An 18,336-nucleotide genomic window follows, 5' to 3' on the forward strand; every position below is an offset into this window, starting at 1 on the left:
ATCATTACATTTGAGAACATTAAAATCACCTTATGACCGAAAATACTTCTACCCAGGCTTTAATTGAGAAAACAGTATTTCCTATCTTATTTGCACTGAGCTTTTCTCATTTATTGAATGATACCATTCAGTCACTTATTCCGGCTATCTACCCAATCATCAAAACCAGCTACCATTTAACTTTCTCACAAATCGGTTTAATCACCTTAACCTTTCAAATGGCAGCTTCACTGCTGCAACCTTTCGTAGGGCTCTATACCGATAAAAAACCTCAGCCTTATTCACTTGCAATAGGGATGGGCTTTACACTAACCGGATTAATTACCCTGTCGCAGTCGCAAAATTTTTATACCATCCTGATGTCCGTGGCACTAATTGGAATAGGATCATCTGTTTTTCATCCGGAAGCCTCCCGAATGGCACATGCGGCATCAGGAGGGAAGAGAGGCCTTGCCCAATCTGTTTTCCAATTGGGTGGCAACGCCGGAAGTTCATTAGGTCCGCTTCTGGCCGCCTGGATTATTGTTCCATATGGTCAGTTTAGCGTGGTGTGGTTTTCATTTATTGCACTATTGGCCATCGTCATCTTAACTTTTGTCGGGAACTGGTACAAGGATTTTATTTTAGCAAGAGCGAAAAAGGTTAAAGTCCAAACCGTAGTGAACCAGTTCTCACGTAGTAAAGTGATATTCTCCGTAGGTATATTGCTGTTGCTGATTTTCTCCAAATACTTTTATATGGCGAGTTTAACCAGCTACTTTACTTTTTACCTGATCAATAAGTTTCACGTATCTGTTCAAACTTCTCAGGTTTACCTTTTCGTATTTTTATTCTCTGTTGCCGCCGGAACCTTATTGGGCGGGCCAATAGGGGATAAGATTGGCAGGAAATATGTGATCTGGGCCTCAATTCTCGGTACAGCACCTTTCGCATTGCTACTGCCACATGCCAGCCTGTTCTGGATTGGCGTTCTAATCGTGCCAATCGGGATGATTCTCGCCTCTGCTTTTTCAGCTATTCTGGTCTATGCACAGGAGCTTATTCCTGGTAAGGTTGGCCTGGTAGCTGGATTGTTTTTCGGTTTCGCTTTTGGAATGGGTGGAATAGGATCGGCACTGCTCGGCAAACTTGCCGATGCAAAAGGAATAAATTATGTGTTCAGCATCTGTGCTTTTCTACCCCTGATCGGACTACTTACCGGCTTCCTGCCTAATATCGAAACAAAGAAGAAATAAAAAAAAATCCCGTAGATGATCATCTGCGGGATTTCTTATCGGATAAGCCAGGCCTAACCTTGTTTTTGATTTAAGAACACAAAATTGTGATCGAACATATCCAGTTTAATTTTACTTTCTTTATCTACTTTGCCAGCAAGAATCTCTTTCGATAATTCATTCAGAATTCTCTTCTGGATCACCCTTTTCAATGGTCTGGCCCCAAACTGCGGATCATAACCCAATTGCGCCAGCCAGTCTAAAGCTTCCTCACTGGCATCCATTTCGATACCCATTTCTGCAAGCGTTTGCTGTACTTGTTTAAATTGTAAAGCCACAATGTCTCTGATTTCGCTGCGGTTTAACGGCGTAAACATAATCAACTCATCTATACGGTTTAAAAACTCCGGACGAATAGTTTGTTTAAGCACTTCAAACAATTCATTTTTGGTTTTTGCAATAACCTCATCGCGGTTTTCATCGCTTAAATCCTTGAAGTTATCCTGAATCAGGTGCGCACCAATGTTCGACGTCATGATGATGATCGTGTTCTTGAAGTTTACCGTCCTGCCTTTGTTATCAGTCAGGCGGCCGTCATCCAATACCTGTAACAGAATATTGAAAACATCAGGGTGGGCTTTTTCAATTTCATCAAGCAGCACCACCGAATAGGGTTTACGTCTCACTGCTTCAGTTAATTGTCCACCTTCATCGTAACCAACATATCCCGGAGGCGCTCCAATCAAACGTGAAACGGCATGACGCTCCTGATATTCACTCATATCAATACGCGTTAAAGCATTTTCATCATTGAACAGAAATTCTGCCAGGGCCTTTGCCAGCTCTGTTTTACCCACACCTGTAGTGCCCAGAAAAATAAATGATCCGATTGGCTTCCGCTTATCCTGTAATCCTGCACGCGAGCGGCGTATCGCATCAGAAATAGCCTCAATGGCCTCATCTTGTCCAGCTACCCTTTGATGTAATTCAGCTTCCAGGTTCAATAATTTCTCCCGTTCACTGGCAATCAGCTTGGTAACGGGTATTCCCGTCCACCTGCCTACAACGCCAGCAATATCATCGGCAGTAACTTCTTCTTTCAGCATGCGGCTATCCGTTTGCTGACTCTCCAGATCTGCTTTCAATTTGGAAACCTGATCCTGCGCTTCTTTTATTTTACCATAACGGATTTCGGCAACTTTGCCATAGTCTCCTGCGCGCTCTGCCTGCTCTGCCTCCAGCTTGTAGTGCTCAATAGCTTCCAGTTGGTTATTCACAGCATCTACAAGGTCTTTTTCTCCCTGCCACTTCGCTTTAAACTCATCACGCTCAGCAGATAAATTCGCAATCTCTTCTGATAGTTCTTTTACTTTCTTGTCATCTTTCTCGCGTTTTATAGCTTCACGTTCAATTTCCATGCGCATAATCTCCCTGTCTAATGCATCGACGTGCTCGGGTACACTATCCATTTCCATGCGTAGCTTTGATGCAGCTTCGTCCATTAAGTCAATTGCCTTGTCAGGTAGAAAACGATCCGCAATGTACCTTTGGCTCATCTCAACCGCCGCTATAATGGCCTCGTCTTTAATCCTAACTTTATGGTGCGTTTCATAGCGCTCTTTTAAACCACGAAGAATGGAAATAGCATCTTGAGTATCCGGCTCTTCCACCATCACTTTTTGGAAACGACGTTCCAGCGCTTTATCTTTCTCCAGGTATTTTTGATACTCATCAAGAGTAGTTGCACCAATGGCTCTCAGTTCGCCACGTGCCAATGCTGGTTTTAAAATGTTTGCCGCATCCATCGCGCCTTCACCACCACCGGCACCAACTAAAGTATGTATCTCATCAATAAACAATACAATATCACCATCACTTTGCGTTACCTCTTTCACCACCGCTTTCAAGCGCTCTTCAAATTCACCCTTGTATTTTGCTCCGGCAATTAAGGCACCCATATCCAGTGAGAAAACGGTTTTGCTTTTTAAGTTTTCAGGCACATCCCCTTTGATGATTCTGAAAGCAATACCTTCCGCAATGGCCGTTTTACCAACACCTGGCTCACCAATCAAAATAGGGTTATTTTTTGTCCTGCGCGACAGAATCTGTATCACACGCCTGATTTCCTCATCACGGCCGATCACAGGATCTAACTTTCCGCTCTCTGCATATTCATTCAGGTTCCGGGCATATTTGCTCAACGCCTGGTAGGTCGCTTCAGCATTCTGATCAGTTACACGGCTATCACCACGCAATTCCGTAATCGCTTTTTTAAGGTCTTTCTCATTTACACCTTGTGCTTTCAACAGTTTAGAGGTGCTGTCATTAGTAGCAAGGATGCCCAGTAATAAGTGTTCAACAGATACAAACTCATCCTTAAATTCCTTTAAAAAGGTCTGCGCTTTTTGTAAAACACTATTGGTATTTGATGACAGATAGACATTACTTCCACTTACTTTTGGGAATCTGGCAATCTCTGCGTCTAAGGTTTGATTTAACGAATTCAGATTAACGTTTAATTTCTTTAATACATACGAAACCACGTTTTCATCAACAGTAAGCAGTCCTTTTAAAAGGTGTGCTGTTTCAATAGCCTGTTGCTGGTTGCCCTGGGCTATTTCAGAAGCCTGTTGAATTGCTTCCTGGGCTTTTATTGTAAAATTGTTGAAGTTCATATATCCGATTTAATCAAAACCAATGCCACAGATGTTTTGATTTTTCGATCGGAAATTTTGTCTGTGTTAATGAATGTTTAATGACTAAATTACTGATTTATAGTACTTTGGGCTGCAAATATGTCGTTGTTTTTAATAAGCCCCACACTGCTCATCATCTGCGAGGCTTACTACAGCTGCTATTCCGCTATATGCTCAATTACATATTTTCCTGCCGCAAGTTCTATTTTATTTGTGCTGGTTTTCCCGTTTACTTTTATTTCCATGTCCCGGATAAGATCTAACTCCATACTTGCAGTACTATTCGGCGGAATGACAATATCATACCTGATGCCGCCTTTAACCCTTTTCCACGAACTGATAATTTTTCCATATGGACCAATATGGCTGGCTTCGAAAGCATCTAGTCCTTCAACGATGTGTGGATTGAGCAGCACATGTTTAAAGCCGGGTTGTTTTTCATCAGGCTTGATTCCACCGGGCGACTTATACAACCACGCGCCGATCTCTCCAAACATGATATGGTTCATCGAGATATCTGATTTTGCATCAATAGGCCAGTTTTCGTACAAAGTAGTGGCACCATTTTCCATCCACCAACCCCAGCTTGGGTAGGTTTTTTGAGCGGCAACTTTGTAAGCCCAGTTGCTGTAACCATTTTCGCTAAGCGCATTTAAAATCGCTTTGGTACCCAGCAAACCTACATCCAGATGAAAGCCATCTGCTTCCACCCGTTTTGCAAGGTTTTCGGCAACCAGCGCAACAGATTCCTGAGGTACAATTTTCCAATATAACGGAACACTCATCTCCGTCTGGATCCCCGAGCCATAAATGCCCTTCTCCTTGTTTAAGTATTTACCATTAAAGGCATCTTTTATTTTTTTTGCCAGCTCGGTGTACTTTCTATAATCTTCATCCTTATTCAGAATTCTAGCAGCCTTGGCCAGAATGACTACATCCGCATAGTAATAGCAAGTTGAGGTCAGTTCTACAGGAGATTTAGATTTTACAGGTATCCAGTCGCCCAGTCCCCATGTTGTTAAGCCACTTGGATAGGTTTCATCAATGTGGTTAACGTATTTTCTGATGTTGTCATAGCAATCTGCCAGCAGTTTCTTGTCGCCATAAAACAAATAAACGTTCCATGGAATAATGGCTATTGTACTGGTCCAGTCCGGACCATTGCCCCATTCGTAGCCCCAGCCATCCGTAGGAATAATGGAGGGAAGGACACCATTAGGCTGTTGTTCATCACGATGATCGGCAAGCCATTTCTCGTATATTGTAATACCATCAAAACCATATAACCCGGTTTCTATAGCAATCTGCGCATCGCCCGTCCAGCCATTTTTCTCCCGCTGCGGGCAGTCGGTAGGGTAGCCGAAAAGATTCGATAAGTATGAATTGTTGGTGGCGTAATAAATTTTGTTGATCACCGGATCCGATGATTTTACGTCACCTGTTAGTGGAACATCGCTATGCGTAAAATAGCCAATCAGGTCTTCTTTTTTCAATTCAAGCGGAACAGAGGTTGTTACTTCCACATACTGAAATCCTTTATAGTTAAAATGCGGAATAAAACTTTGCCGGCCTTTTCCGTTTAATATCAGGATATCGGTTTGAAAGGGATCGGTATTATCCGTAGGACGATAATGAGCATCAATATTTGAAATATCAAGCCTGCCGTTTGCATATAAACGCTCCCCATGTTTTAAACGAACGATAGTGCCATTCGGACCACCAATACTGATTTTACTCACCCCTGAGATATTGCGTCCTAAATCGAACAGGTAAGTAGTATCGTTTATTTTTTTTAATGTTTTAGTTCCAATCTCTTCAACATTACGTATAGGGTGTAATGCCTGCGCTACAATGTTTTTGGATGGGGCGGAACGGAACATTACATCCTTCCAGTCTTTGTCATCAAAATCGGCTGTATTCCAACCCGGCTTTTCCATTCTGGCATCATAATGTTCAGCAGTATAAATACTGTTAAATACTATCGGACTTAATGCCGTTTTCCAGTCCTTACCCGATTTGATGGTCTCCATCGTCCCGTCTTCGTAAGTTATCTTAAGATCTAAGCAGAAGGTAGGGCGGTTACGCCACGGTGCCTTGTCGAAATACCAGACTGCGGTAGACTGATGATTATACCAACCATTTCCCAGCAAGACGCCAATGGCATTTTTTCCCTGTTGGATTGCGTTGGTTACATCATAAGTCACATATAAGGTGCGTCTGTCGAAACGGGTATACATAGGATCCATACGGTGGTTGCCAATCTTACTTCCATTGATGGAAAGCTCATATAGTCCTGCAGCAGCAATGTACGCCCTTGCCGATTTAACTTTCTTAGCCGTATTAAATGTATTCCTGAAGTAGGGAGCAGGTTTGAGTTTGATATTTTCATTGTCCGAGATCCATGCCCCCTGCCAGTTGGCCATATTCATCATCCCCGTTTCGAAGCTGGCGATTTTACCAAATGTCTTTTTGTTTCCATTGAGTACATCTATACGCCAGTAGTATTTGGTAAAAGGTTTTAGTGGCTGACCCGAAAAAGTGGCAAGGTTAGCATCTGACTTAGACCAGCCTGAGTTCCATACGGCAGATTTTTCTTTAACCAGTTGGCTAGAATCTGTATCAACAAGAATGCGGTAAGCGGTTTGCCTGGCACCTGTGTTTGCATCATTCATTTGCCAGGTAAAACGCGGATTGGGCGTGTCCAGCCCCAGAGGCTCAACAAGGTATTCTGTTTTTAGTGCGTTTAACGACTGCGCATATACGTTTGAAATGGTAAAGATGGTGAATAGGAGTGTTAGAATCCGGATCAAATTAAAACTCATAGTTTAACGGTTATCAGAAACTAAGGTATTAAAATAAAACGCGGCTAAATAAGTATCAATGGAATTTTTACGCATAAAAAAGCATCGGCCGTTTACGGGCTGATGCTTTATATGGAATTTCAACTAACCGGTAAAATAACTTATCGGTTGCGCTTTTCCTACCCCAGAATTTCTTTTAGTTTCTCTGTCTGGTGATCAACCAGTTTTTGCAGTGGTCCGGAAGCCAGCATTTTCATCATCATGTTTAAATCAGCTGAAATAATATGTTTTGCTGTCGTTGTGCCATTGCCGTTATCGCTAAGCATCCATTTTAATTCAACATCAAAAGGGGCTTTTTCAGATGGGATCGCTGTTAATTCCCGGTTTTCAACGCGGTTGGAGATTTTGATCGCCAGCTTTGCCATGTTTTGAATGGTGAAACGTGCATCATCTTCTGTAGATTCCCAGTTATAGATGTTTTCAGGCATCAGTTGCTGATGGTTGTTCATATTTGATAAGAAAGCATAAACCTCAGCAACGGGTTTATTAATTTCTACAGCGCTCTCAATAATTGTCATTATATGTGTTGGGTTGATTTAAAAAGTAAGGCTTATGATTCAGAACTGGTTACCTGACCCCACTCTGATGGGTTTAAGCGCCATTTGCCTAATAATTCCATGTCGCTTTTAGCGATGATGCTGTGCTCAGCAGCATAGTCAATTAAAGCACCATAATTTGATAAAGTTAAATAACGGCATTTCGCAGCAGAAAAGTTCTCATCTGCTTTTTCGAAGCCATAGGTGAAAATTGCCGCTAAACCAGCTACTGATAAACCCGCTGACCTTAGTGCATCTACTGCTTGTAAACTGCTCTTTCCGGTAGAGATAAGGTCTTCAATTACAACTACGCGTTGCCCTTCAACCACTTCACCTTCAATTAAGCTGCCAGTGCCATGCTCTTTAGCTTTTGATCTTACATAAATAAAAGGTAGGCCTAATTCCTGTGCCACTAAAACGCCCTGAGGGATTCCTGCTGTAGCAACTCCTGCGATTACATCAACAGAACCAAACTCTTCCTGTATGGCTTGTGCAAGTTTCTGACGAATGTATGTTCTAACCTGAGGATGGGAAAGAGTAATGCGGTTATCGCAATAAATTGGAGACTTCCAACCAGATGCCCATGTAAAAGGATTATTAGGTTGTAATTTAATTGCCTTTATTTGTAATAAAAATTCCGCTACCTTTAATTCAATATCACTTTTATTATACATGGCCCAAAAATACAGAATTTATATCAACGATAACACCCTCTTTATATCAGATGTTTTGCCTGAACAAAAAGAAAAAATTCAACAGCTTGAATTTCAGGATTTTGATTTGCAGACATTTTACAAAAAATTGAAAAACGGGTCTAAAAAAAGCTACATATTTCTAACTAAAAATCCACAGGAAACCTTTAGAAAGCTCAAAAAGAACTGTGAGATAATCAAGGCTGCAGGTGGCCTGGTGGAGAGTGTAAATGGGAATTACCTCTTTATTTTCAGAAATAAAAAGTGGGATTTACCCAAAGGCAAACTCGAAGAGGGCGAAAATATGAAAGAAACTGCCGTTAGGGAAGTTGAAGAAGAATGTGGTATTAAAGTGGCCAAACGTGAGGAGAAACTCTGTAAAACCTATCATGTCTATCCCATAGGATCCAAAATGGTCATCAAGAAAACGAACTGGTATAAAATGAAGGTTAAGGGAGAACCAAAACTGGTGCCTCAAAAGGAAGAGGGAATTGATCAGGCCGTATGGCTGGATAAAAATCACATTGGTCCCGTGGTAAAGAATACTTTTCCATCTATTATGGATGTGTTAAGGGCCGGAGGCATATTATAGCTGAAACAGAATAAAGGAACCGGTAGCTGCACAGATGCAAAAACCGGTTTATAAAAAATTCAAGGCTTCCTGCGGTACAAAAGGACTCACGTCACCATGGTTTCTTAAAATATCCCGAACGATAGTGGAGCTGATTGCCGAATATTCAGGTTTGCTTAAAAGCAATATGGTTTCCACTTCCGGCATCATCGTCTGATTGATCTGAGCAATTGCCCGCTCATATTCAAAATCAGCGGCCGAGCGGATACCCCTCACCATATAGGTAGCGTTAATCTTTCTGCAAAAATCGACAGTCAGCCCCTCATAAGTTTGTACCTCAATATTCTTATAACCTTTAAAAACGGTTTCCAGAATTTGCAGACGCTGTTCTGCGGTCAGGAAGTTTTGCTTTGAACTATTCAAACCAATACCAATTACAATCTTATCAAAAAGGGGAGTAGCCCGCTGTAGAATATTTACGTGAGCAATGGTAATCGGATCAAAAGAACCTGGAAATAGCGCTATTTTCATCAGTTATTAGTTGTATTTCAAATATAAATAAATCTCTGGGAGATGCCACAGATTAGTAGATTTCTTAACCTGGGATTAATGATACTGGGTTATTTCGCTAGAATTTAAAATTAAACAGATTCAAAAAAACTAAACGACGAATTGCCGTATTTACGGGTTTCAGTGTAGCCAGGCTGGCTGTTTAGTTTCATATTGCTCTGGTGTTCCACAACCAGCAGTCCATCAGGTTTCAACAAACCCTGCTCTTTCACCATCAGTGGAATCTGGGGAATGTTTGGCATGTTATAAGGCGGATCTGCAAAAATCAGGTCATAAGCCCCAGTCATCTGCTTGAGCAATTTAAAAACATCCCCTTTGCGAACTTCTATCTGGTCAAAGCCGTGTTTCTGTGCAGTGGTTTTTACCCAGTTTACGCAACCATAATCCAGATCAACGGCCATAATCTTTTCCGCATTCCGGGAAGCAAATTCGAATGTCAGGTTTCCCGTTCCACAAAATAAATCAAGAACTGTACATGCTTCGAAATCAAAACGGTTATTTAAAATATTGAAGAGCGCCTCTTTGGCCATATCCGTTGTAGGGCGCACAGGCAGATTTGCAGGCGGTTGGAAACGGATGCCTTTTAGTTTACCTCCAATTATTCGCATAAATCCAAAGCCAGTAGTCCGCTAAAATAATGTTTGGGCATGTCAGCCAATAGTTCGCTGTTTTTCTTTCCCGCAGGTAAAAAGAAATAGAGGTTGTTAAAGTATTTCAATAAGGTATTATAATATTCATCATCCTCATTGATAATGCCCTGAAGGTATACAGCCATAGTTTCCGATAATCCCAACTGCTCAATAATCAGTAATAAAAAGTAATTAAACTCCTCAGGACTTTCTGATTCGTAGTGGTTCTGGAAATGTATTTTTCCGCCTTTTATCAATAGTACATTGAATGAATTGGCCGTAAAATCGATCAGTAAACCATCTCCCGAAATGTGTTTGTAAAATGCCAGTAAAGGTGACGATTGCGGGTAAATCAAAGTGTTTTTAGGAAGCTTGTTTTCTATCCTTTCATTTAGAGAATAAATTGTGTGGAAGCCCAGCTCAGCATGGGGTCGGGTATGCAGTTGTTTTCCCGTACCCAGGAAAGTGGAATACAACGAAAGTTTCTCTGCATCAAACCACTCATCAGGTATAAAGATAAAGTTTGAGGTATGCACCGCTGCTTTTACGGTACGGTATTTTCCGGATAAAAACTGATCAGTTTCGAAAGCAATTGTTAACTCCTGTTCAAGATTAGTACAGCCTTGCTTATCGAATATTAAATTAATCTGTTCTGAATCGTTGTCAACCACTGCATAAGAAAAGCTGTCATTTGTTATTTTTAGTAATAAATGGCAGTTATCTGTTGCATCAGCTTTAAAATCCGGATCGACTAATAAAAGGCTGTTTTTACTCATTGAAGCAAAAATAGCGTTTTTTAAGAATTAACCGCCACTCAAAATAAACAAAAGAAACAAACCCTGGTAAAAAGGAGATTTTTACCAAAATCAAACCTTTTGCTTAACTGAAAATTAAAATAATCCGCTTAAATTCGAAACATGAGTTACAAGCCTACCTACAAAGCCGCAAACACTGTTTCAGCCAAAATTGAGCAACATTTTATCAGATTACATGCCAATGCAGCAATACAGGGTGAGGTAGATCTGGCCCATCAACCTGATAAAAAAACGATAGAGGCGCTCATTGATGTTGCTTTCTGGAGTAGTCTACGAAAGGAAGAAGGGCACTCACCCCGCATTTCTGTTGCATTTCTACCACCCTCACAGACTTCAAAGCCGTTAAAATTTGCCAGGCCTTTGCCGCTCAATGCAAATACGCTTACCAAAATTGCTCCCGGGGTGGAGCGATCCGGAATACACCTCGGCGTTTGGGAAGAAGATGGAGAGCTCTACATCTGGGGAACCACTTTAAATATCCCGAATTTCTGTTTCGTTGTCGACGTATCTGAACCCGGACTCATTGTAATTAAACACAGAAGGATCTACGGTATTGGAAAATATACCAACGTAGCCGTGCTAAAGGGCGAACAGATCAGGATTGTTGATGATACCTCCTGCACCAACCGGGATTGCCCGCCTATTTTAAAGGCACTCCTGGATTTAACGGTTCTGGCCAGCTGGAACGACCCGATCAACATATTGATTCAGTTCTCGGTATCGATGCGCAGCCACGGACGAGGCGGGGCACTGCTGATCGTTCCAAAAGGCGATGTTAAATGGGAAGATTCCATCATTCACCCCATTCAGTATCTGGTGGAACCCCCTTTTTGCGGACTGGCCAACCTTGCCAAACAAAGTGGTAACCAAACAGAGATTTTTTCACAAGGTGCCTTGCGCCGTGAAGTTGAACACCTTGCTGGATTGACAGCTGTTGATGGGGCAACCATCATCAATGAGGATTTTGAACTGATAGCATTTGGTGCTAAAATCGGCCGCGCAAAAGGTAAACCAACCGTAGAACAAATCGCCTTCTCCGAACCTATTGTAGGTGGTGAAGATAAAGTTCTCTACCCGGGCCAGCTTGGAGGTACCAGACATTTCTCAGTAGCACAGTTTGTAAATGATCAGCCTCAGGCAATCGGTTTAGTGGCCTCGCAGGATGGGCACTTTACCATTTTCAGCTGGAGCAAACAACAGAAGATGGTAATGGCTCACCGTATTGAAACCTTACTATTATAAACAGAATTAAAAGTTTCTTCCAGATTACCCTCTGCCGTACATTGAAAATGCCTGGCAATACCATTTACCTTCTTGAAAAAAATAATTGGTTTCGGGAACAATTCACTGTTTAACCAGTTAACACAATTAAATAAACAGATGTACACAGATAAAAGTCAACTTATTGCACAAGCTTACGAACATAAACCTACAAAAGAGCAGTTGCTTTTTTGCGAGCGGATGTCGAAGTTTCTGCAGGAAGATGATGAGCACCGCTGTTTTGTATTGAAAGGTTATGCAGGTACCGGTAAAACAACCTCGGTAGCGGCCCTGGTAAAGGTATTACCGAAGTTTAATTTACGAAGCGAATTGCTGGCACCAACAGGTCGCGCAGCAAAAGTGATGAGCCAGTATGCCAACCGAAAGGGTTTAACCATTCATAAGCGGATTTACAGAAAAAGATCTGCTGCCTCGCCCGAAATGCAGTTTCAGCTCGCTCCAAACTTATCAGAAAATACGCTCTTCATCATTGATGAAGCTTCAATGATTTCCGACGAATACAATGAAACAGGATCTTCAATATTAATGGATCTCCTGGAGTTTGTGTACAATACCAAAAATTGTTTGCTGCTCTTTGTAGGCGACACGGCCCAGTTGCCTCCGGTAGGCAGCCTCGATAGTCCGGCACTTAATGAGCAATACCTGAAAGATAAGTTCTCCCTAAGCATCACCTCGGTGGAGTTAAAGGAAGTTGTCCGCCAGGAAAAGAAATCAGGAATTCTGGCCAATGCCACCATGTTAAGGAATCAGATTATCAGAAATCCTGAACATCCTTTACCCAAATTCCTCACCAAAAACTACACTGATATTTACAATATGGCCGGTGCCAGGCTGGTAGAGGGGCTGGAATATGCCTATAGGAAGTTCGGTATTGAAAATACCCTGGTGGTTTGCCGCTCCAATAAATCAGCCAATATTTACAATCAGCAGATCAGATCCAGGTTGCTGTATCGGGAAGAAGAACTTACCGGGGGTGATCAGATTATGGTGGTAAGAAATAACTATTTTTGGTTGCCCGAAAATGAAGAAACCGCATTCATTGCCAACGGCGATATGGCAAAGGTGATCCGGGTTCGCAGCGAAGAAGAACGCTATGGTTTTCGCTTTGCCGATGCCACCCTCGAGTTTCTGGACTTTCCGGCGGCAGGACAAATCAGCTGTAAGGTAATGCTCGATACCCTTAACCTCGAATCGGCCAATCTGCCCTATGACCAGAATAAAAAACTTTTCGATGGACTTAACCAGGACTATGAACATATATCCAATAAGCGCGAAAGGATGCTGGCTATAAAACAAGACCCGTTCTTTAATGCCTTGCAGATTAAGTTTGCCTATGCAGTAACCTGCCATAAAGCGCAGGGTGGTCAATGGGATGCCGTTTTTACTGACCAGGGTTACCTCACCGAAGAGATGATTGACCTCGACTTTCTCCGATGGCTTTATACCGCGGTAACCCGGGCTAAAAAAGAATTATATTTAGTGAATTTTGCTCCACAGCTATTCTCAAAAGCGGCGCAGGAAGATTTTTTTTAGCAGAGGCCAGGAATAAAATCCTTAACTTGAAATACCTAACCAGACTAAATTATGAATATCGAATTCAATAAAAACGAAGACGTCAATAAGCAATTGGTTTACGAGTTAAAAACTAAGCTGAAAAAGATTTACCAGGGCGGTGGCGAAAAAAATGCCGCTAAGCAGAAGGAAAAAGGCAAACTACTGGCCCGCGAACGGATTGCTTACCTTATCGATAAGGATTCAAATTTTCTGGAGGTAGGCGCTTTGACTGCCGACGGAATGTATGCGGAACAGGGTGGGTGTCCCTCTGCTGGCGTGGTTTGTGGTATCGGATATGTAAGTGGCCGGCAGTGTATGATTATTGCAAATGATGCTACTGTTAAAGCAGGTGCCTGGTTTCCTATGACGGCCAAAAAGAATCTTCGTGCGCAGGAAATAGCGATGGAAAACCGGTTACCTGTCATCTATCTGGTGGATAGTGCCGGTGTTTACCTGCCCCTGCAGGATGAGATTTTTCCCGATAAAGAACACTTTGGAAGAATGTTTCGCAATAATGCCATCATGTCTGCTGAAGGGATTGTTCAGATCTCGGCTATCATGGGGGCCTGTGTTGCTGGAGGCGCCTACTTACCCATCATGAGTGATGAAGCCATGATTGTGGATAAAACAGGCTCTGTGTTTCTCGCCGGCTCTTATCTGGTTAAGTCTGCCATTGGCGAAGATGTAGATAACGAAACATTAGGAGGAGCGACTACCCACTGCGAAATATCAGGGGTCACCGATTATAAGCATCCCAACGATCAGGCATGTCTCGATAGCATCCGCAATATCATGAGCATGCTCGGATCTCCGCAAAATGCCGGATTCGATAGAATTAAACCGCAAAAACCCAAACACAGTGAAGAAGAGCTCTATGGCATTATACCCGATAGCAGAGATAAACCTTACGACGTAATGGAAGTGATTTACCGCCTGGTGGATAATTCTGAATTTGAGGAATATAAGCAGGGTTACGGACAAAGCATTGTTTGCGGCTTGGGGCGTATAGATGGCTGGGCTGTAGGAATTGTAGCCAATCAGCGAACGGTGGTAAAATCTAAAAAAGGGGAAATGCAGTTTGGTGGTGTCATCTATTCTGATAGCGCCGATAAGGCTGCCCGTTTTATCATGAACTGTAACCAGAAGAAAATTCCACTGGTATTTCTTCAGGACGTAACCGGTTTTATGGTAGGAAGTCGCTCTGAGCATGGCGGAATCATTAAAGACGGCGCTAAAATGGTGAATGCCGTGGCCAATTCTGTGGTGCCAAAATTTACCATCATAATGGGTAATTCTTACGGAGCTGGCAACTATGCTATGTGCGGTAAAGCTTACGACCCGCGGTTAATCTATGCCTGGCCAACTGCAAAAATCGCCGTAATGGGTGGTGCACAGGCTGCTAAAACTTTGCTGCAAATACAGGAAGCTTCGTTGAAGTCGAAGGGAGAGGAGATTTCGTCAGAGAAAGAGGCAGAGCTATTAAAAGAAATAACGGATAAATACAACAGCCAGACTACCCCATACTATGCCGCTTCCAGGCTTTGGGTCGACGGCATCATCGATCCTTTGGAAACCCGTAAAGTAATCTCCATAGGAATTGAAGCCGCAAATCAATCTCCGGTTACCAGAAAGTTCAATGTAGGAATTATACAAACCTAGCTTGTTCTACCGTAGCCTCACTTGTTAATAAGTAAACTATGTTGACAATGTACTCTTGTTAACAATTGTTTAATCAACTAAATTTGGGCCATAATTAATGAATTTCAAACACACAATATAATGTCACAAGAAAACGAACACGTACAGTGTTTAATCATAGGATCTGGTCCTGCAGGATATACCGCTGCTATTTATGCAGCAAGGGCTGATTTAAAACCAATCATGTACACCGGAATGCAGGCTGGCGGCCAGTTAACGCAAACTACTGACGTAGAAAATTTCCCGGGTTATCCCCAGGGAATTATGGGCCCTGAGATGATGGAAGATTTCCGTAAGCAGGCCGAGCGTTTCGGAACTGATATCCGCTTCGGTTACGTAAGTTCAGTAGATTTCTCTTCTGCACCGCATAAAGTTGTGGTTGATGAAATTAAAACCATTACTGCTGATACCGTAATTATCGCTACAGGAGCAACTGCAAAATGGTTGGGTTTACCGAGTGAGCAGCAGTACAATGGATTTGGTGTCTCTGCCTGCGCAGTATGCGATGGGTTTTTCTTCAAAGGACAGGACGTTGCCATTGTAGGGGCTGGTGATACTGCCGCCGAAGAGGCCACGTACCTGGCAAAACTTTGTAAAACCGTTCATTTATTGGTTCGCCGCGACGAATTCAGGGCTTCAAAAGCCATGGTAAGCCGCGTATTGGCTACACCAAATATCGTTGTCCACTATAATACGGAAACACAGGAAATTCTGGGTAATGGAAAAAATGTAACTGCCGTTAAGGTATTCGACAACAAAACCAATATCACATCCGAAATTCCGGTAGAAGGTTTCTTCGTAGCCATTGGTCACAAACCAAATACCGACATTTTCCAGGGTCAGCTGGATATGGATGAAACGGGTTATCTTTTAACTAAACCAGGTTCAAGCTTAACCAACATAGAAGGCGTATTTGCATGCGGCGATGTTCAGGACATGTATTACCGTCAGGCGGTAACTGCAGCTGGTTCGGGTTGTATGGCTGCATTAGACGCCGAAAGATATCTGGCCGCTAAAGAACATCCTGTAGAGGCCTAATCATCAATCATAAAAATTTAGAAAGAGAAATCAAAAACGGTTTCTCTTTTTTTATTCTCCATTGTACGATCTTTTCATCATAACATCCTTACCGACCACTTCTTTTCCTGGTTTAATCTCTTTAGAGTACATTTAAACGCTGGCAACAAGCCTTAACCTTGTTTTGTAACAAAAATGTGCTCTTTAATATCTTCACATAATCTATATCTTGGTTGTTTGAAACAAAACCTAATAACAAAACCAATCATGAACAAAGCATTATCGATTTTTATTGGAGTGTTAATCAGTACCAGTGCTTTTGCGCAGGGCGATCCCAATCTGGGGATTATTCCGGCACCAGTATCCATCACCCGGGCAAGCGGAAACTTTACATTAGATAAAACAACAGTTTTAATCAATCAAAGTATTGATGGTACCAAAATGGCCGATTTATTAAATGCCTTCATCGTTACAAAGGCAGGTTTTGCACTGAGAGAAGCGAAGGTAAGTGAGCCTAATCAGAAAAGTATTGTTTTGACTTCAGTTGGCGCTGACAAATTGCCCGCAGAAGGTTACACCATAAAAGTTACCGCAAACCAGTTTGTGATTACCGGCAAGGGTGCAGGGCTTTTTTATGGTGTTCAATCAGCCATGCAAATGATGCCTGATAAAGTATCAGATAAAATTACTATCCCGGCAGTAACCATAAACGATTATCCCCGTTTCGGATATCGTGGAACTATGCTGGATGTTTGCCGCCATTTCTTCCCGATCTCCTTTATCAAGAAATATATCGATCAGCTGGCCTACTATAAAATCAATACCTTTCACTGGCACTTAACCGATGATCAGGGATGGCGACTGGAAATAAAAAAATATCCAAAGCTAACCACTGTTGGTTCATCAAGAAATGGGTCAATTATTGGCAATTATCCAGGTAATGGAAATTATTTGACTGAGGTGAAAGGTTTTTATACACAGGAGCAAGCTAAAGATATCGTTAAATATGCTGCAGACCGTTATATTGCTGTTATCCCTGAAATTGAACTTCCGGGCCATGCATCGGCAGCCATCGCAGCCTACCCTGAATTGAGTTGTTTTCCTGATCGAGATACTTTTGTTAGCGATAAAACCCCATGGGCAGGCAGCAGAAAAGGCAAGCAAGTTCAGCAAACCTGGGGTGTATTTGATGACATCTTCGTGCCATCTGAAAATACCTTTACCATGTTAAACAATATTCTGGATGAAGTAATCGCTATTTTTCCTTCAAAATATATCCATATCGGTGGTGATGAAGCCCCTAAAACCTATTGGAAAGAATCACCTTTCTGCCAGGCTTTAATGAAAGAAAAAGGATTGAAAGATGAGCATGAACTACAAAGCTATTTTATCCAAACCATTGAAAAACATGTAAATGGGAAAGGACGCTCCATTATCGGATGGGATGAAATTTTAGAGGGTGGTTTAGCGCCAAATGCTACGGTAATGAGCTGGAGGGGTGAAGCAGGGGGTATTGCTGCTGCACAGCAAAATCACGATGTAATTATGACGCCAGGTTCCATGGGTTTATATATCGATCACAAACAATCCAATTCTCCTGATGAACCTGTCACCATAGGGGGCTATGCACCTTACCAGAAAATATATGCCTATGATCCGGTACCTCAGGTGCTAACAGCCGATCAGCGCAAGTTTATCAAAGGTGTACAGGCAAATATGTGGACAGAGTACATCAAGACTCCGGAAAAAGCAGAAAATCATGCTTTTCCGCGTATACTTGCCCTTGCTGAAATTGCCTGGAGTCCGGTAGAACGTAAAGATTTGAAAAATTTCTCTGAAGAACGTTTACCTGTACATCTGGCCCGTTTGGATAAAATGAATATCAACCTTTGGGTGCCAACACCAATCGGACAAAGTGATAAAACATTAACAGGCGGAGAATTTACCATCGATTTAAAAGTACCGGTTAAAGGCGCAAAGATATATTATTCTCTGGATGCTTCACGACCTTCAGAAAATGCATTTCTCTATACTTCACCATTTAAAGTTACCGTACCAAAAGGTGAAAAAAGAGTGCTGAAAACGATTGTGATTGCACCAAGCGGAAGAAGAAGTGTAACTACAGAGACCATTCTGGACAATGGCGCACCTGATGTTAAACCTGAAGCGAAGAAGTAAAATAAATTGCTTTGAATAGTTAAA

General features: G+C 42.1%; 14 protein-coding genes. 7 read left to right on the plus strand and 7 right to left on the minus strand.

Going from position 1 to position 18,336, the window contains the following annotated elements:
* Positions 1–32: 32 nt before the first annotated feature.
* Positions 33–1,235, plus strand: a complete 1,203-nt coding sequence (locus R2Q80_RS03180) for an MFS transporter (RefSeq protein WP_316798196.1) — start codon at positions 33–35, stop codon at positions 1,233–1,235.
* A 53-nt stretch (positions 1,236–1,288) separates the two neighbouring features.
* Here R2Q80_RS03180 and clpB read toward each other — a convergent pair whose 3' ends face one another.
* The 4 genes from clpB to pyrE all read right to left on the minus strand — a co-directional run bounded on the left by clpB (position 1,289) and on the right by pyrE (position 7,981).
* Complete coding sequence (gene clpB / locus R2Q80_RS03185) at positions 1,289–3,889, minus strand: ATP-dependent chaperone ClpB (RefSeq protein WP_316798197.1); 2,601 nt, start codon at positions 3,887–3,889, stop codon at positions 1,289–1,291.
* 179 nt (positions 3,890–4,068) lie between these two features.
* On the minus strand, positions 4,069–6,732 hold the full coding sequence (locus R2Q80_RS03190) for an alpha-L-rhamnosidase (protein WP_316798198.1): 2,664 nt from the start codon (positions 6,730–6,732) through the stop codon (positions 4,069–4,071).
* A 158-nt stretch (positions 6,733–6,890) separates the two neighbouring features.
* A complete protein-coding gene (locus R2Q80_RS03195) occupies positions 6,891–7,289 on the minus strand; it encodes an SRPBCC family protein (RefSeq protein WP_316798199.1) in 399 nt (132 codons plus the stop codon).
* A gap of 32 nt (positions 7,290–7,321) precedes the next feature.
* A complete protein-coding gene (pyrE, locus tag R2Q80_RS03200) occupies positions 7,322–7,981 on the minus strand; it encodes an orotate phosphoribosyltransferase (RefSeq protein WP_316798200.1) in 660 nt (219 codons plus the stop codon).
* Between pyrE and R2Q80_RS03205 the strand changes: the two genes are divergently transcribed.
* Entirely contained in the window at positions 7,980–8,591 is a 612-nt protein-coding gene (locus R2Q80_RS03205; RefSeq protein ID WP_316798201.1) for an NUDIX hydrolase, read from the plus strand. The two genes, pyrE and R2Q80_RS03205, sit on opposite strands and share 2 nt — an antisense overlap.
* Before the next feature lie 48 nt (positions 8,592–8,639).
* On the opposite strand, the gene coaD is transcribed toward R2Q80_RS03205, so the two are convergent.
* The 3 genes from coaD to R2Q80_RS03220 form a co-directional block, all read right to left on the minus strand.
* The gene (gene coaD / locus R2Q80_RS03210; protein ID WP_316798202.1) at positions 8,640–9,101 is read right to left on the minus strand and encodes a pantetheine-phosphate adenylyltransferase; all 462 of its coding nucleotides are present in this window, start codon (positions 9,099–9,101) and stop codon (positions 8,640–8,642) included.
* 110 nt (positions 9,102–9,211) lie between these two features.
* A complete protein-coding gene (locus R2Q80_RS03215) occupies positions 9,212–9,748 on the minus strand; it encodes an RsmD family RNA methyltransferase (RefSeq protein ID WP_316798203.1) in 537 nt (178 codons plus the stop codon).
* Positions 9,739–10,545 (minus strand): DUF3822 family protein, encoded by an 807-nt coding sequence (locus tag R2Q80_RS03220; RefSeq protein ID WP_316798204.1) that lies wholly within the window; start codon positions 10,543–10,545, stop codon positions 9,739–9,741. The genes R2Q80_RS03215 and R2Q80_RS03220 overlap by 10 nt, the downstream gene beginning before the upstream one ends.
* Before the next feature lie 141 nt (positions 10,546–10,686).
* On the opposite strand from R2Q80_RS03220, the gene R2Q80_RS03225 reads away from it, so the two are divergent.
* From R2Q80_RS03225 to R2Q80_RS03245, 5 genes are all read left to right on the plus strand, one after another.
* On the plus strand, positions 10,687–11,826 hold the full coding sequence (locus R2Q80_RS03225; protein ID WP_316798205.1) for a putative sensor domain DACNV-containing protein: 1,140 nt from the start codon (positions 10,687–10,689) through the stop codon (positions 11,824–11,826).
* Positions 11,827–11,964: 138 nt separating this feature from the next.
* Positions 11,965–13,398, plus strand: a complete 1,434-nt coding sequence (locus R2Q80_RS03230; RefSeq protein WP_316798206.1) for an ATP-dependent RecD-like DNA helicase — start codon at positions 11,965–11,967, stop codon at positions 13,396–13,398.
* A 51-nt stretch (positions 13,399–13,449) separates the two neighbouring features.
* Positions 13,450–15,078, plus strand: a complete 1,629-nt coding sequence (locus R2Q80_RS03235; RefSeq protein WP_316798207.1) for an acyl-CoA carboxylase subunit beta — start codon at positions 13,450–13,452, stop codon at positions 15,076–15,078.
* 120 nt (positions 15,079–15,198) lie between these two features.
* Entirely contained in the window at positions 15,199–16,155 is a 957-nt protein-coding gene (gene trxB / locus R2Q80_RS03240) for a thioredoxin-disulfide reductase (protein ID WP_316798208.1), read from the plus strand.
* A gap of 246 nt (positions 16,156–16,401) precedes the next feature.
* Positions 16,402–18,312, plus strand: a complete 1,911-nt coding sequence (locus tag R2Q80_RS03245; protein ID WP_316798209.1) for a beta-N-acetylhexosaminidase — start codon at positions 16,402–16,404, stop codon at positions 18,310–18,312.
* The last annotated feature ends 24 nt before the right edge of the window (positions 18,313–18,336 follow it).

It is taken from the genome of Pedobacter frigidisoli, assembly GCF_032678525.1.
GTDB classification, from domain to species: Bacteria; Bacteroidota; Bacteroidia; order Sphingobacteriales; family Sphingobacteriaceae; genus Pedobacter; species Pedobacter frigidisoli_A.

What these genes read in the sequence shown, in the direction of transcription:
- R2Q80_RS03180 (WP_316798196.1), top strand. Translation starts at nt 33, where the DNA reads ATGACCGAAAATACTTCTACCCAGGCTTTAATTGAGAAAACAGTATTT.
- R2Q80_RS03230 (WP_316798206.1), top strand. Translation starts at nt 11,965, where the DNA reads ATGTACACAGATAAAAGTCAACTTATTGCACAAGCTTACGAACATAAA.
- coaD (WP_316798202.1), bottom strand. Translation starts at nt 9,101, where the DNA reads ATGAAAATAGCGCTATTTCCAGGTTCTTTTGATCCGATTACCATTGCT.
- R2Q80_RS03225 (WP_316798205.1), top strand. Translation starts at nt 10,687, where the DNA reads ATGAGTTACAAGCCTACCTACAAAGCCGCAAACACTGTTTCAGCCAAA.
- clpB (WP_316798197.1), bottom strand. Translation starts at nt 3,889, where the DNA reads ATGAACTTCAACAATTTTACAATAAAAGCCCAGGAAGCAATTCAACAG.
- R2Q80_RS03215 (WP_316798203.1), bottom strand. Translation starts at nt 9,748, where the DNA reads ATGCGAATAATTGGAGGTAAACTAAAAGGCATCCGTTTCCAACCGCCT.
- R2Q80_RS03235 (WP_316798207.1), top strand. Translation starts at nt 13,450, where the DNA reads ATGAATATCGAATTCAATAAAAACGAAGACGTCAATAAGCAATTGGTT.
- R2Q80_RS03205 (WP_316798201.1), top strand. Translation starts at nt 7,980, where the DNA reads ATGGCCCAAAAATACAGAATTTATATCAACGATAACACCCTCTTTATA.
- trxB (WP_316798208.1), top strand. Translation starts at nt 15,199, where the DNA reads ATGTCACAAGAAAACGAACACGTACAGTGTTTAATCATAGGATCTGGT.
- R2Q80_RS03190 (WP_316798198.1), bottom strand. Translation starts at nt 6,732, where the DNA reads ATGAGTTTTAATTTGATCCGGATTCTAACACTCCTATTCACCATCTTT.
- R2Q80_RS03245 (WP_316798209.1), top strand. Translation starts at nt 16,402, where the DNA reads ATGAACAAAGCATTATCGATTTTTATTGGAGTGTTAATCAGTACCAGT.
- R2Q80_RS03195 (WP_316798199.1), bottom strand. Translation starts at nt 7,289, where the DNA reads ATGACAATTATTGAGAGCGCTGTAGAAATTAATAAACCCGTTGCTGAG.
- pyrE (WP_316798200.1), bottom strand. Translation starts at nt 7,981, where the DNA reads ATGTATAATAAAAGTGATATTGAATTAAAGGTAGCGGAATTTTTATTA.
- R2Q80_RS03220 (WP_316798204.1), bottom strand. Translation starts at nt 10,545, where the DNA reads ATGAGTAAAAACAGCCTTTTATTAGTCGATCCGGATTTTAAAGCTGAT.